Below are 13,210 nucleotides of genomic sequence, written 5' to 3' on the forward strand. Positions count from 1 at the left end.
ATATCCCGCTGCGCTGGATGGCCTCGGCTGGAGCGTTGTTCCTGCTGGCGATGCCGATGTCGGCAACGGCTGAGGATGAGCGGGCGGTGTTCGGTTGGGTCGAGAAGAGCACTCTCGAGCCCTGGGGCGTCGAGGTGAAGGCAAAGCTGGACAGCGGTGCACTGACGTCCTCGCTCGATGCGCGCGACATCGAACGCTTCGACAAGGAGGACGAAGAGTGGGTGCGCTTTCGCCTCAAGCTGGAGGATGAAGCGAATGGCGAGACCTTCAGTGAATGGCTGGAGCTGCCGCTTTATCGCAGTCTCAGGCTGCGCGGTGCAGGCGGCGTCGACCGTCGCCCCGTGGTGCTGATGAAAGTTTGCCTGGGCGATACCATCTACGAGGAGCAGTTCAGCCTGCGAGACCGTGGTGACATGAACTACCCCCTACTGCTTGGACGCCGCACCATCGGCCACCTGGGGCTGTTGGACGTGCGCAGCACCTTCCTGAGCGAGCCGGAGTGCGGCGAGAACGCCCCCTTGGTGGAGCACGATCCCGACGAAGAAGAGGCTTTTGGCGATGAGGCCTCGTCCGACTAGCGCCTGGCAGACCGCCCTAGAACAGGCGCGCCAGCAGGGCGACGACCGCCGTTTCCACGCGCAGGATGCGAGCGCCCAGGTGGATGCCCTCGCAGCCGGCTGCGAGCAGCCTCTCCACCTCGTGGGGAATGAAGCCACCCTCCGGCCCGACGAGCAGCACGGTCGGCTCACTGAGGCCCGTCGGGCAGGCCTGGGTCATGCCGGGGTGGGCCATGAGGCCTCGCCGGCCTTCGAGCAGCGTTGGCAGGCGCTCATCGGCGAAGGGGCGAAAGCCCTTGGCCAGGTGTACCTCGGGCAGTTGCGTGTCGCGGGCCTGTTCGAGCCCCAGTACCAAGTGTTCGCGAATCTTTGCCGGGTCAAGTTCCGGTGACTGCCAATAGCTTTTTTCCACCCGACGGGTGTGCAGCAGTGTGATCTGCTTCACGCCCATTGCCGTCACGTGTTCGAGGCTTCTGGCCAGCATGCGCGGGCGCGGCAGGGCCAGTACCAGATGCACCGGCAACGGCGGAGGGGGGGGCATGTCGAGCCCGTCGAAGGAAAAGCGGGCCTCGTCGTCGCTCAGCAGCGTGAGCTCGCCGCGACCGATGCCGCCGCCCGCCACGCCCAGTGTCAGGCTGTCGCCGACCCGGGCACGATGAACCTCCTTCAGGTGACGCAGGCGGCGTGGGTCGCGCAGGCATGCCAGGCGGTCGTGCTGGATCTCCTCGGGGCTTAGCAGGATCAGGTTCATCGGGCCTCGTTGGTCGCTTCGATTTGCAAGGGCGGTGGCGCGGTGCACAATAGCAGCCAAGGGCAGTTTGCCTTTCCAACAAGGAGTGCCATCGTGCGCGTGATTCGCAAGTATGCCAACCGCAGGCTCTATGATACCCAACAGAGTCGCTATGTGACGCTAGAGGATCTGCGCCGCTTGATTCTCGACGAAGAACCATTTCGGGTCGAGGATGCCAAGAGCGGGGAGGACCTGACCCGTACCATCCTGCTGTCGATCATCATTGAGCAGGAGCAGGCCGATGGCGAGGCCGAGGTGTTCTCCAACGACCTGTTGGCACAGTTCATCCGCGTCTACGACATGGCTCAACCGCTACCGTTGGCACGCTATCTCGAGCAGGGCACCCAACTGATGCTCGAACAGCAGAAGCGCATGCAGGACCAGTGGCAGCAGGCCATGCGCCACTCGCCCATGGAACTGATGCGCGAGATGGCCGAGGAGAACATGCGCTTCTGGCAGCAGGCGATCGGCAAGGGGCAGCCCGGCAAGCCGGAGTCGAAGGAAGAGAAAGGCGAAAACGACGACAAGTGACGATGCAGCGGACGTCGCTGACCCTGGCCAGGCAAGGCATAGTCGCTCTGGGCGGGGGCGTGCCGGGCCGCTTTCTGCCATAATGCCGCGACGTTTTCCCAGCCGAACATCAGGCCCATCGTCAACCGGGCCTGCGCAGCAATAGACAGGATAAGCAAGCGGATGAAGGTTCTGATCATCGGCGGCGGTGGCCGCGAACACGCCTTGGCATGGAAAGTCGGCCAGTCGTCCCGCGTCGAGCAGGTTTTCGTGGCGCCCGGTAACGCCGGCACGGCCCATGAGCCGGGCTTGACCAACGTTGCCATCGAGGCGACCGAGTTGGAACGCCTGGTGGCTTTTGCCCGCGACGAAGGCGTTGCGCTGACCATCGTCGGCCCTGAGGCACCGCTGGTCGAAGGCGTGGTCGATCGTTTCCGTGAGGCGGGCCTGGCCATTTTTGGGCCGACCCGGGGCGCGGCACAGCTCGAGGGTTCGAAGTCCTTCACCAAGGACTTTCTGGCCCGCCATGCCATTCCCACTGCGGCCTACCGCACCTTTACCGAGGTCGAGCCGGCGCTGGCGTACCTTGCCGAGCAGGGTGCGCCGATCGTGATCAAGGCCGACGGACTGGCGGCAGGCAAAGGGGTGATCGTGGCCATGACCCTGGCCGAGGCCGAGGCAGCGGTGCGCGACATGCTCGAAGCCAACGCCTTCGGTGACGCCGGGGCCCGTGTGGTGATCGAGGAGTTTCTCGATGGCGAGGAGGCGAGTTTCATCGTCATGGTCGATGGCACCACGGTGCTGCCGATGGCCACCAGCCAGGACCACAAGCGCGCCCTGGACGGTGACGCCGGTCCCAACACCGGCGGTATGGGGGCTTACTCACCGGCACCGGTGGTGACCGAGAGCGTGCATGAGCGCATCATGGAGCGGGTCATCATGCCCACGGTGCACGGCATGGCGGCGGAGGGGCATGCCTATAGCGGCTTCCTCTACGCCGGCCTGATGATCGACGCCGAGGGCAATCCCAAGGTCATCGAATACAATTGCCGCTTCGGCGATCCCGAAACCCAGCCGATCATGCTGCGCCTCCAATCGGATCTGGCTGAGCTGTGCCTGGCGGGCGCACGCGGAGAACTGGCAGGCCATACTTGTGAGTGGGACCCACATGCTGCCGTCGGCGTGGTGATGGCCGCTGGCGGCTATCCGGGTAGCTACCGTAAGGGCGACGCGATCGAAGGCCTCGCTGCCGCCGCTGCCACCGGCTGCAAGGTGTTCCATGCCGGCACCGCAGAGGACGATCAGGGCCGGGTAGTAACCAGTGGAGGCCGTGTGTTGTGCGTCACCGCGCTGGGGCAGGGCGTAGCCCAGGCACGCGATCTGGCCTACCAGGGTGTGGCGGCGATCCGTTGGGACGGTGCCCAGTTCCGCAGCGATATCGCCTATCGCGCCATCGCCCGGGAGCGGCAGGCCGACTGATCGCGGCAATACCGTCGCATCAATCAAATAACAAGAGTCAGGGAGTGGGCATGGAGCGCATCAAGCTGGAATTTCCGGAGTCCGTCATCGTGCATCGGCAGCCGTTGTCGGTGCGCATCACCGACATGAACTACGGCCGCCACCTGGGGCACGACACCTTGGTATCGCTGCTCCATGAGGCGCGCATACATGCGTTCGGATCGCTCGGGCTCAGTGAGTGGGACATGGGCGGGTTTCCCAGTGTGGTGGCCGACCTGGCCGTGCAGTACCAGTCTGAAGCTCGCTGGCCGGATGCGCTGGTGGTGGAAACCGCCATTCCAGCTCCGGTGGGCAAGGCGATCGTCGTCTATCACCGGGTGCGCCACGCCGAAGGCGGCCGTCCCGTGGCCACCGCGCGTCTCAACGTGGTACTGGTGGATCCCGCCCAAGGGCGCAGCGTTGCCATACCCGATGCCGTTAGCCAGGCCATTGCCGGAGCGGAGAGCGCCTGATGTCGCGCGAATATCCGATCATTGCCGTGACCGGCTCGTCAGGCGCCGGTACCACCACGGTGAAGCGTACCTTCGAGCGCATGTTCTCCCGTGAGGACGTGCATGCGGCGTTCGTCGACGGCGATGCCTTCCATCGCTATACCCGTGAGGAGCTGGCCCGCATCTTTCGCGAGGAGCCCGAGCGCAAGGACCAGTTGTCCCACTTCGCCGTCGAGGCCAACCTGCTCGATCGCCTCGAGGCGCTGTTCCATGAGTACGGCGAGCACGGCACCGGCACCTTCCGGCACTACATCCATGCCGAAGACAAGCAGATGATCGAGGCGGGCTACCAGGTGGGTACCTTCACCGAATGGCAGCCGCTGCCTTGCGGCACCGATCTGCTGTTCTACGAGGGCCTGCATGGCGGGCTGGTGACGGCGGAGCACGACATCGCCCGGCATGTCGACCTGCTGGTCGGCGTCGCGCCGACCATGAACCTCGAGTGGATCCAGAAGATCGACCGCGACATCAAGATGCGGGGCTACTCACAGGAAGCGGTGATCGACACCATCCTGGGACGCATGGACGACTACGTGCGCTACATCCAGCCGCAGTTTTCGCGCACCCACATCAACTTCCAGCGCGTGCCCACGGTGGACACGTCGAACCCCTTCGAGGTGCAGGATATCCCCAACGATGCCGAGTCGTTCGTGGTGATCCGCTTTCGCGACCCCTCGACGGTGGACTTTCCCTGGCTGCTGGCGATGATTCAAGACTCCTTCATGAGCCGTCCGCATACCTTGGTTGTGCCGGGGGCGCGCATGTCGCTGGCCATCGAGCTGATCCTGGCGCCGTTGGTGCGTCATCTGCTGGCCCAGCGGCGCTTTCGCTGACGCTGAGCGGCAGCGAATACCGAGCATGGCGACGAGAAAGGAGCCCGAACCGATGCAAGACTGCCTGTTCTGCAAGATCGTCAAGCGCGAGATCCCGGCCGACATCGTCTATGAGGACGAAGAGGTGCTGGCGTTCAACGACATCAACCCCCAGGCCCCGACCCACATCCTGATCATACCCAAGCAGCACATCGCCACCCTGAACGACATCGAGGAGAGCGACCAGGTCCTGGTCGGCCGCCTGCCGTATGTCGCGGCCCGGCTGGCCGATGAGCGCGGCATCGCCGACGAGGGCTATCGCGTGGTGATGAACTGCAATGACCAGGGAGGACAGACGGTCTATCATATTCATATGCACCTGATGGGCGGTCGACGCTTTACTTGGCCGGCTGGCTAGCCGGCGCTATGCGGAGCAAGCCGCGCGCGTCGAGGCGTGCGACGCATCAGGTGCATCCCATACTTGGCGCCACCCCATTGCGGGTGGCGCCGGCATGCTTGCCTGCAGCCTTCGTCTGGCGCGTGTTCGAGAGATAATTTTCGTTCTGCCGCGTACAGCTGAGGCTGCGTAGAGAAGGCTTCGCACAGGAAAGAGCGAGATGAACCGCAACTACTCCCATGCCGACAATTTGATCCACCAGTTCGATACCGTACTGCGCACGCTGATTCCACATGCAGCAGTGGCGTCGCGGCCCTCGCCGGCCACGGCCGACATCCAGGACGACGAGATGACGGCCGACGAGCGTCGCCATGCTGCGGGACTGATGCGCGTCAACCATACCGGCGAGGTGTGTGCTCAGGCGCTCTACCAGGGGCAGGGCTGCACGGCCAAGCTACCGGAAGTGCGCAGCCAGATGGAGCACTCCGCTCAGGAGGAGATCGACCACCTGGCCTGGTGCGACGAGCGTCTGCAGGAGCTCGACAGCCGCACCAGCGTGCTCAACCCCGTATTCTATGCCGCCTCCTTCGGCCTGGGCGCTGTGGCAGGCGCCATCGGCGATCGGGTCAGCCTGGGATTCGTCGCCGCCACGGAGGAGCAGGTGGGCAAGCATCTTGATGAGCACATGGTCAAGCTTCCCGCGGGCGACCACCGCTCCCGAGCCGTGTTGCGCCAGATGGCCATCGACGAGGCGCACCATGCGCATCTCGCGCTGGAGGCCGGTGGGGCGCGCTTTCCAGCACCGGTCAAGTTCGGCATGAGCCTGATGTCCAAGGTCATGACCAAGAGCGTCTATCGGTTCTGAGCGGGGCGCCATGTCACAAGAGATTCATCGGCGCTGCATCGAAGTCGCTCGCGAGCTGAGCCCGCCGCTCGCCGATGCCATCGAGTGCGGTGGCCCGCTGACGCTGAGCATCGACGACGGCCAGCCGTTGGCCGAGCGCCTGTGCCGTTCGATAGCGGGGCAACAACTATCGATCAAGGCGGTGCGCTCGATCTGGGCGCGGGTACGCGATGCCGCTGGTGACGCCCCGCTGATGGAGTTTTTCGTCGAACCGAACCAGGATGTGCTGCGCGGCTGCGGCCTCTCGGGAGCCAAGACCAGGGCGCTATGCCTGATCGCCGAAGAAGCCCGTGCCGGCCGGCTAGAGGCCGAAGACCTGCGTGGGCTCGACCATGTCGAGCGTTCGCGGTACCTGACCGCGCTATGGGGCGTGGGCCAATGGACTGCCGACATGATCTCGATCTTCTATTTCGGCGAGCCCGACGTCTGGCCCGAGGGAGACGTGGCTGCGCGCAAGACCCTCGCGCGCCTTACCAGTCCGCGGCGCAAGACGCTGCGCACCGCAGCACGCTTTACTCCCTACCGCTCACACCTGGCGCTATACCTCTGGCGCCACGTCGATGCGCCTCCCATCTAGGCGCTTCCTTGCCGCAGAAGAACCCACAGATGCAAAAGGCCCGCCTGAGCGGGCCTCATTATTTCCAGGCGATACTGCGAGTCAGTCGTCGACGATGCTGTAGGAATGGGTGACCTCTACGCCGCCCTTGGCTAGCATGATCGAAGCGCTGCAGTACTTCTCGGCGGAAAGTTCCACGGCGCGCTTGACCTGGTTCTCCTTGAGATTGTGCCCGCTGACGGTGAAGTGAACGTGAATCCGGGTGAACACGGACGGCACCGCGTCGGCGCGCTCGGCCTCGATGCTCGCCACGCAATCGGTCACGCCGGCGCGGGATTTCTCGAGAATCTCCAGCACGTCGAAGGAAGTGCAGGCGCCCATGCCCATGAGCAGCATCTCCATCGGGCGGGGCCCGGTATTGCGCCCGCCATGGTCGGGAGGGCCATCAATGACCACGCTGTGGCCGCTTCCCGACTCGGCGACGAACTGACGGCCATCGGTCCACTTGACGCTGGCTTTCATGAGCTAGGCTTCCTTATCGATACGTTCGGGTCGGACAGCTTACCACCCTGCGGAGTCTGACTCAGCCCTGACGCCCGCTCAGCTCGCGGTCCAGTTCGGCCAGGCGCTCCGGCGTGCCGACGTCGACCCAGCGGCCGCGGTGATGGGTGCCGCCGATTCGTCCGGCGTGCATCGCCTCGCGCAGTAGTGGGGCCAGGGGGAACTCGCCCGGCGCTTGGTCGGCGACCAGGGCCGGATCGATCAGGCCGAGCCCGGCGTAGGTCAACCGCGGCTCACCCAGAGGGTGTACACGCCCGGCGGCGTCGAGGTGAAAATCCCCCGTGGGGTGGTGCGCGGGGTTGTCGACCAGTACCAGGTGGGCCAGGTCGCCGCCCAGCGAGGGCAGGCTGGCAGGATCGAAATCGCTCCAGACGTCTCCATTCACCAGCAGGAAGGGGGCATTGCCCAGTAGCGGCAGCGCCTGGCGGATGCCACCGCCGGTCTCCAGTGGGGTCGTCTCGCGGCTCCAGGTAATCGATACGCCATGCTCATTGCCGTCACCCAGGGCTGCAACGATCTGTTCGGCGCGGTAGCTGACGTTGATTACCACTTCGCCAATGCCGGCCGCCGCGAGGCGCTCCAGATGGTGCACGATCAGCGGCCTGCCCGCGACCGGCAGCAGCGGCTTGGGGCAGTGATCGGTCAACGGCCGCATGCGCTTGCCCAGGCCGGCCGCCAGTATCATGGCCTTCATGTCGCCACCTGCAGGCCCGCTTCGGCCAGGCGCCGCTCGAGTGCGGGACGCAAAGAGTCGGCAAGCCAGCTATTGAAGCCGGCATGTTCGGGCAGAGCAATGAGGCTCTCCTCGAGATGGGCGAGAAAATGCGGCAAGCGTTCGAGATAGCCCGAGCGGGCGTCGCGCAGGGTCAGCCGGCAGAAGATGCCGAGCACCTTTAGCGCGCGCTGTGCGGCCATGGCCTGGGCCTGGCGGTGAAAGGTTTCGCTGCCGGTGGTTCTGGGCAGGCGGCCGTCACTGATCGCCTGAAGCCGGAAGTCTTCCACCCAACCGGCGAAGCGCTCGGCGGAGAAGCGGCAGTAGCGTCCACGCAGCAGCGAGATCAGGTCGTAGCTGATGGGTCCGGCCACGGCGTCCTGGAAATCGATCAGATAAAGCCGTTCGTCCTGCACCATCAAGTTCATGGCATCGAAGTCGCGGTGCACCGCGACCACCGGCTGGGCCAGGGCGGAGTCGATCAATGCCTGGCGCAGTTCTGACCAGCCGGGAGGGAGAGCCAAGCCGAGCCAGCGCTCCAGGCACCATTCGGGGAAGAGATCCAGCTCGCGGCCGAGCAGTGTCGCATCGTAAGCGGGCAGAACAGCCGGAGCGGCGCGATTCTGCAGCGCGTGGATCAGCTCGATGGCGTGGTCGTGCCAAACCAGGGTGTCGGTATGGTCGTTGCCGGAGAACCGGCTCTGCAGCGGCGTATCGCCCAGGTCGTCGAGTTCGATGAAGCCCGACCCGAGATCCACCGCATGGAGGGCTGGCAGCGGCAGGCCGCCGGCTCGCCAGCGACGGGCGATCTCGACGAATGGACGACTATCTTCATGGGCGGGCGGAGCGTCCATCAGCATGCGCGAACGGCCGTCGGGCAGGCGCAGGCGAAAGTACCGGCGAAAACTGGCATCGCCCGCGGCCAGGCGCAGATCGAGCGCTGCCGCGGGCAGGCGATGCTGTGCTGCCGCCCAGTGGCGCAGGGCTTCCAATCGCGTCGAGTTTTCGACCGAAGTCATGCTGGCTCCTTGTTGTGCTGAGCGCTGCCGGTTGACGCTCGTAGGGCGCCGCCGCATGCTGAGCGGTCTGTCGCATACGACAGGCTGGGTGCGGTCTGTATAATACCGATTCTCTTCGCCAAGGACATCGAGGGACCATGGGCAAGCGACATGCAGGTGCGGCGTTGGCCGGCCTGATTACATCCGGCCTGACCTTTGGCGCGCCATCGACGATGGCGCTCGAGCCGTTACCGGCATGGCAGCTCGACTGGCATCCCTGGGGCCAAGACCGCCCCGCCGAGGCGCTGTGCCGTGGCGTCTACGTGATGCCGGCTTATCGCCTGCCCGCCACCGACGAGCCCGGTCAGGTTCGCTCCGAGTCCGACACTGCCTATTACGGGGACGACGGCGAGACGATTCTCGGCGGTGAAGTGGTTCTGCGGCGTGGCGACAGCCAGCTTGAATCACCACGGGTGAGCGTACCGCCTGAGCGGGATTGGGCCTACGCCGAGGGGCCTCTCGCGCTGCGCGATCTCAACCTGCTAGTGCGTGGCGAGGCAGCCGAGGTTTCGCTCAATAGCGATGCGGCCCGCATCGATTCGGCCCACTACGTGATTCACGACCAGCACCTGCGCGGCGATGCGCTGCAACTGGCGCGGTTGGAGGATGGACGCTACCGGCTGACTTCGTCGAATTTTACCACCTGCGACCCCGGCAATTCCCTGTGGCGACTGGCGACGAGTGATCTGGTGCTCGATCGCGAGAGCGGTTTTGGCACCGCCCGCCACGCGCGCCTGGAGATGGGTGGGGTGCCGGTGTTCTACTGGCCCTGGGTGCGTTTCCCCATCGACGATCGCCGCCATACGGGCTTTCTGTGGCCCGCGCTGGGGCTCTCCAGCGACAGCCTCGATTACGCCCAGCCGTTCTACTGGAATATCGCGCCCAATCACGATGCCACCATCACGCCGCGCTGGATCAGTGGGCACGGACTATTGCTCGGTGGCGAATATCGCTATCTCTTTCCCAGCGATGCCGGGCAGATCGAGGGCGCCTATCTCTCCAGCGACGGCGGTGGTTCTGACAGCGCGGCGGGGCGTTACGAGGGCGAGGACCGCTGGTACGTGGACTACCTGCACCGCGGGTACTTCGATTCGCGCACGAGTTACAACCTGCGCTATGGGGCGGCCAGCGACGGGCGCTACTTCGACGATTTCGGCAGTGCCTTCGGCGACGGTCCCAGCAGCATGCCCCGCCTGGCCCAGCTCGACTATCGCGGCGACGTATGGAATCTTGAGGCACGTGCCCAGGGCTACCAGAAGCTGGAAGACCCGCTGCGCGACCGCGACAAGCCTTTCTATCGCCTGCCCAGCTTGACCGCTAATGCACGCTGGACACAGTCCGGGGGGCTCTATCAGCAATGGCGATCCAACGTCACCTATTTCTGGCGAGATGTGGATCGCAATCGCGTTCCTCTACGTGAGGCGGCCATCGGCACCCGCCTGCATCTCTCACCCGCAACCGGGTGGCGTTTCGATGAGACCTGGGGCCATCTGGAGCCGCGGGTGGAGTGGCTCTATACCGCCTACGACCTGGACTACGGCGAGCGCCAGACGGAGCGAGATACCGACCTGCAGCGGGCGGTGCCGGTTACCTCGATCGATGGCGGTCTGGTATTCGAGCGCGAGTTGGACCTCGGAGGGCGCGCCTATCGCCAGACGCTGGAGCCGCGGTTCAACTACGCCTACGTTCCCGCTCGCGACCAGAGTGAGTTTCCTGAGTTCGATAGCGACGAACGTGCCTTTTCCTGGAACCAGCTGTGGTCGCCGTATCGCTTCTCCGGCGCCGATCGTATCGGTGACCTCCATCGTCTCTCTTACGCAATCAGCAGTCGTTTCCTCGAGGATGCCGCCGGTCGTGAACGTTTCATGATCGGTGTGGGGCAGGCGGCCTATTTCGACGACCGCAATATCGACATGGCCGGCGATCCTGATACCTTGCCTTCGCCAGCGCTCGATGACGGCGAGCGTCTTTACCAGGCGACACGGGATCGTTCACCGGTGGTCACGCGTCTTGACTGGCGCGTTAACGAGCGCTGGAGTACGCGCTATGAGTGGCTCTATGACGATCAGCGCAACCGGACCGAGAGAAATAGCGTAGGTGTCGCCTATCGCGACCCACGAGGCCATGTGTTGAACCTTGCCTACAATTGGCAACTCGAAGGATTCGATCCTTCGGGAGAAGATGAGGACCGCCTGGGGTACGACCGCGAGGAATATGAGCTCTCCTTCGCCTACCGGGCCAATCCGAGAATAGATTTGATAGGTCGCTTTTTGTACGACCACACCAACAGACGTAGTCTGGATCAGATGGCCGGTGTGCAGTGGAACGACTGCTGCTACGGCGTGCAATTGGTGTGGCGTGAGTGGGTCGAGGACAACGACACCGCCAATACCATCGAGGACGATACCACTGACCGAGGTATCTTCCTGCGCTTCGTCTTCAAGGGGTTGGGCGGCGTCGGCGGCGATGCCGGCGACTACTTTGAACGTGCCATTCCTGGCTACCGTACCACGGCTTTCTAATCGGCACGGGATGCCACACAAGTGAGAGACATGAGAGGAACGAGAACCATGCGGATTTCACCAATCGCCACTCTGGGCGCCTTGGGGCTAGCCTTGTGCCTCGGCGCCGTGCCGCTTGCGGCTATGGCCCAGGAACAGAATTTCCAGCCGGTACAGCGCCAGGCCCTGGATCGTATCGTGGCCGTGGTGAACGAGCAGGCCATCATGCAGAGCCAGCTCGAAGAGCGTATGGCGCAGGCGCGCAGCCAACTTGCCGCCCAGGGACAGCAGCTACCGCCCGAGTCGACGCTGCGCGAACACGTACTTGAGCAGATCATTCTCGAGCAGATCCAGCTGCAGATGGCGGCGGATGCCGGGCTATCCATCGACGATACCGCTCTCAATCGCCAGATTCGCGAAATTGCCGAGAGCAACGGCATGAACCTCGACCAGTTTGCCGATGCGCTGGAAGCCGACGGACTCTCCATGGCCACCGTCAGAGAGGAGATTCGCCGCGAGATGCTGCTGCGCGAGCTGCATCAGCGCCAGATAGGGGGACGAGTCAACGTCAGCAATCGTGAGGTTGAACGTTTCATTGAGCAGCAGGGCGGCAGCGTGAGCCCCGACCAGGCGCGCCAGATGGTATTCCAGCGCAAAGCCAACGAGGCGCTCGATGCCTGGCTGCAGGAGATCCGTGCCGAGGCCTTCGTCGACAACCGACTCGCCAGCGGCAGCTGACAGCATGCGGTCACCCTCTCCCGTGCTGGCCGTGACGAGCGGCGAGCCCGCCGGCATCGGTCCCGAGCTGACCCTGCTACTGGCGCTGGGTGAAGGCCCCGCTGGGCGAGTGGTGGCGGTGGGGGACCCGACGCTGCTGGCCGAACGGGCCGCACTGCTGGGTCTCGATATCGACCTGCTCGAGCTTGCGCGGGGCGAGCCGGTGCCGGAAGCGCGCCACGGCGTCCTGCCGGTATGGCCGGTAGCGCTGCGCGCGCCGAGCCGGCCGGGAGAACTGGCCGTGGCCAATGCCGGCTATGTACTCGAGACCCTCGATGTGGCCGTCACCGCCTGCCTTGACGGGAGCGCCGACGGCATCGTCACCGCGCCGCTGCACAAGGGCGTGATCTTGGATGCCGGCCACGCCGGATTTCGTGGACACACCGAATACCTGCGTGATGCCTGTGGCGTCGATGAGGTGGTCATGATGCTGGCCACCGACAGCGCTCTGCATGCCGGGCAGGTCGGCTGGCAGGGTAGCAGTGCGTTGCGAGTGGCGCTTGCCACGACTCACTTGCCGCTGCGTGAGGTTGCCGATGCCATCACCGGGCCCGGCCTGGAGCGAATCCTTCGCATCCTGCATGCGGACCTGAAGCGCTGGTTCGGCATTGGCGTACCGCGCATCGCCGTGTGTGGTCTCAACCCTCACGCCGGCGAGGGCGGGCATCTCGGGCGTGAGGAGATCGAGGTGATCGAGCCTTGTATCGAGCGCTTGCGCGCTGAAGGCTTCGCCCTTGACGGACCGCTACCGGCCGATACCCTGTTCACGCCGCGTCATCTGGCAGACGTCGATGCCGTGCTGGCGATGTATCATGATCAGGGCCTGCCGGTGCTCAAGTATGCCGGCTTCGGACGAGCCGCCAACATCACCTTGGGCCTGCCGATCGTACGCACCTCGGTGGACCATGGCACTGCGCTGGACCTGGCCGGCCGTGGCCTGGCCGATGCCGGCAGCCTTCGAGTCGCCGTAGCGCTGGCCGCCGAGATGACCAGTCGCGGAGCGGCCGCCCCGAGATAGCAGCAATAGACGTCGGTTTCTGCACTGACCCATACAAGGACTCTTCGC

General features: G+C 64.7%; 15 protein-coding genes. 11 read left to right on the forward strand and 4 right to left on the reverse strand.

Translation table 11 applies throughout. The annotated features are described in order from the left end of the window. Positions 1-17 precede the first annotated feature (17 nt). Entirely contained in the window at positions 18-578 is a 561-nt protein-coding gene (gene rloA3 / locus HNO52_RS04650) for a retropepsin-like aspartic peptidase RloA3 (protein WP_197569098.1), read from the forward strand. 16 nt (positions 579-594) lie between these two features. On the opposite strand, the gene HNO52_RS04655 is transcribed toward rloA3, so the two are convergent. Continuing rightward, on the reverse strand, positions 595-1,308 hold the full coding sequence (locus HNO52_RS04655) for a 16S rRNA (uracil(1498)-N(3))-methyltransferase (protein ID WP_197568036.1): 714 nt from the start codon (positions 1,306-1,308) through the stop codon (positions 595-597). Positions 1,309-1,401: 93 nt separating this feature from the next. Here HNO52_RS04655 and phaR point away from each other — a divergent pair, with 93 nt between their 5' ends. The 7 genes from phaR (at position 1,402) to HNO52_RS04690 (ending at position 6,556) form a co-directional block, all read left to right on the forward strand. Continuing rightward, positions 1,402-1,878, forward strand: coding sequence for a polyhydroxyalkanoate synthesis repressor PhaR (gene phaR / locus HNO52_RS04660; protein WP_197568037.1), 477 nt, complete (start codon positions 1,402-1,404; stop codon positions 1,876-1,878). Positions 1,879-2,040: 162 nt separating this feature from the next. Further along, positions 2,041-3,336, forward strand: coding sequence for a phosphoribosylamine--glycine ligase (purD, locus tag HNO52_RS04665; protein ID WP_197568038.1), 1,296 nt, complete (start codon positions 2,041-2,043; stop codon positions 3,334-3,336). A 50-nt stretch (positions 3,337-3,386) separates the two neighbouring features. Then, positions 3,387-3,827 carry an acyl-CoA thioesterase gene (locus tag HNO52_RS04670; protein ID WP_197568039.1) on the forward strand — a complete coding sequence of 147 codons (441 nt, stop codon included), beginning with the start codon at positions 3,387-3,389 and terminating at the stop codon, positions 3,825-3,827. Next, a complete protein-coding gene (locus tag HNO52_RS04675; protein ID WP_167111335.1) occupies positions 3,827-4,699 on the forward strand; it encodes a phosphoribulokinase in 873 nt (290 codons plus the stop codon). The genes HNO52_RS04670 and HNO52_RS04675 overlap by 1 nt, the downstream gene beginning before the upstream one ends. Before the next feature lie 52 nt (positions 4,700-4,751). Beyond that, on the forward strand, positions 4,752-5,096 hold the full coding sequence (locus HNO52_RS04680) for a histidine triad nucleotide-binding protein (protein ID WP_197568040.1): 345 nt from the start codon (positions 4,752-4,754) through the stop codon (positions 5,094-5,096). A gap of 199 nt (positions 5,097-5,295) precedes the next feature. Beyond that, positions 5,296-5,940, forward strand: a complete 645-nt coding sequence (gene coq7, locus HNO52_RS04685) for a 2-polyprenyl-3-methyl-6-methoxy-1,4-benzoquinone monooxygenase (protein WP_197568041.1) — start codon at positions 5,296-5,298, stop codon at positions 5,938-5,940. A gap of 10 nt (positions 5,941-5,950) precedes the next feature. Continuing rightward, a complete protein-coding gene (locus HNO52_RS04690; RefSeq protein ID WP_197568042.1) occupies positions 5,951-6,556 on the forward strand; it encodes a DNA-3-methyladenine glycosylase family protein in 606 nt (201 codons plus the stop codon). Positions 6,557-6,637: 81 nt separating this feature from the next. On the opposite strand, the gene HNO52_RS04695 is transcribed toward HNO52_RS04690, so the two are convergent. The 3 genes from HNO52_RS04695 to HNO52_RS04705 all read right to left on the reverse strand — a co-directional run bounded on the left by HNO52_RS04695 (position 6,638) and on the right by HNO52_RS04705 (position 8,827). Then, entirely contained in the window at positions 6,638-7,057 is a 420-nt protein-coding gene (locus HNO52_RS04695) for an OsmC family protein (protein ID WP_197568043.1), read from the reverse strand. A gap of 61 nt (positions 7,058-7,118) precedes the next feature. Next, positions 7,119-7,790, reverse strand: coding sequence for an N-acetylmuramate alpha-1-phosphate uridylyltransferase MurU (gene murU / locus HNO52_RS04700; protein WP_197568044.1), 672 nt, complete (start codon positions 7,788-7,790; stop codon positions 7,119-7,121). Then, the gene (locus tag HNO52_RS04705; RefSeq protein ID WP_197568045.1) at positions 7,787-8,827 is read right to left on the reverse strand and encodes an aminoglycoside phosphotransferase family protein; all 1,041 of its coding nucleotides are present in this window, start codon (positions 8,825-8,827) and stop codon (positions 7,787-7,789) included. The genes murU and HNO52_RS04705 overlap by 4 nt, the downstream gene beginning before the upstream one ends. A 137-nt stretch (positions 8,828-8,964) precedes the next feature. Here HNO52_RS04705 and HNO52_RS04710 point away from each other — a divergent pair, with 137 nt between their 5' ends. Genes HNO52_RS04710 through pdxA form a run of 3 tightly spaced genes read left to right on the forward strand, consistent with a single transcriptional unit; the run spans position 8,965 to position 13,162 of the window. Continuing rightward, a complete protein-coding gene (locus HNO52_RS04710) occupies positions 8,965-11,388 on the forward strand; it encodes an LPS-assembly protein LptD (protein ID WP_197568046.1) in 2,424 nt (807 codons plus the stop codon). Between the two features lie 48 nt (positions 11,389-11,436). Beyond that, the gene (locus HNO52_RS04715) at positions 11,437-12,105 is read left to right on the forward strand and encodes a SurA N-terminal domain-containing protein (RefSeq protein ID WP_197568047.1); all 669 of its coding nucleotides are present in this window, start codon (positions 11,437-11,439) and stop codon (positions 12,103-12,105) included. Between the two features lie 4 nt (positions 12,106-12,109). Further along, positions 12,110-13,162 (forward strand): 4-hydroxythreonine-4-phosphate dehydrogenase PdxA, encoded by a 1,053-nt coding sequence (gene pdxA / locus HNO52_RS04720; RefSeq protein WP_197568048.1) that lies wholly within the window; start codon positions 12,110-12,112, stop codon positions 13,160-13,162. Positions 13,163-13,210 lie beyond the last annotated feature (48 nt).

The organism is Halomonas sp. MCCC 1A13316 (assembly GCF_014931605.1).
Taxonomy (GTDB): Bacteria; Pseudomonadota; Gammaproteobacteria; order Pseudomonadales; family Halomonadaceae; genus Halomonas.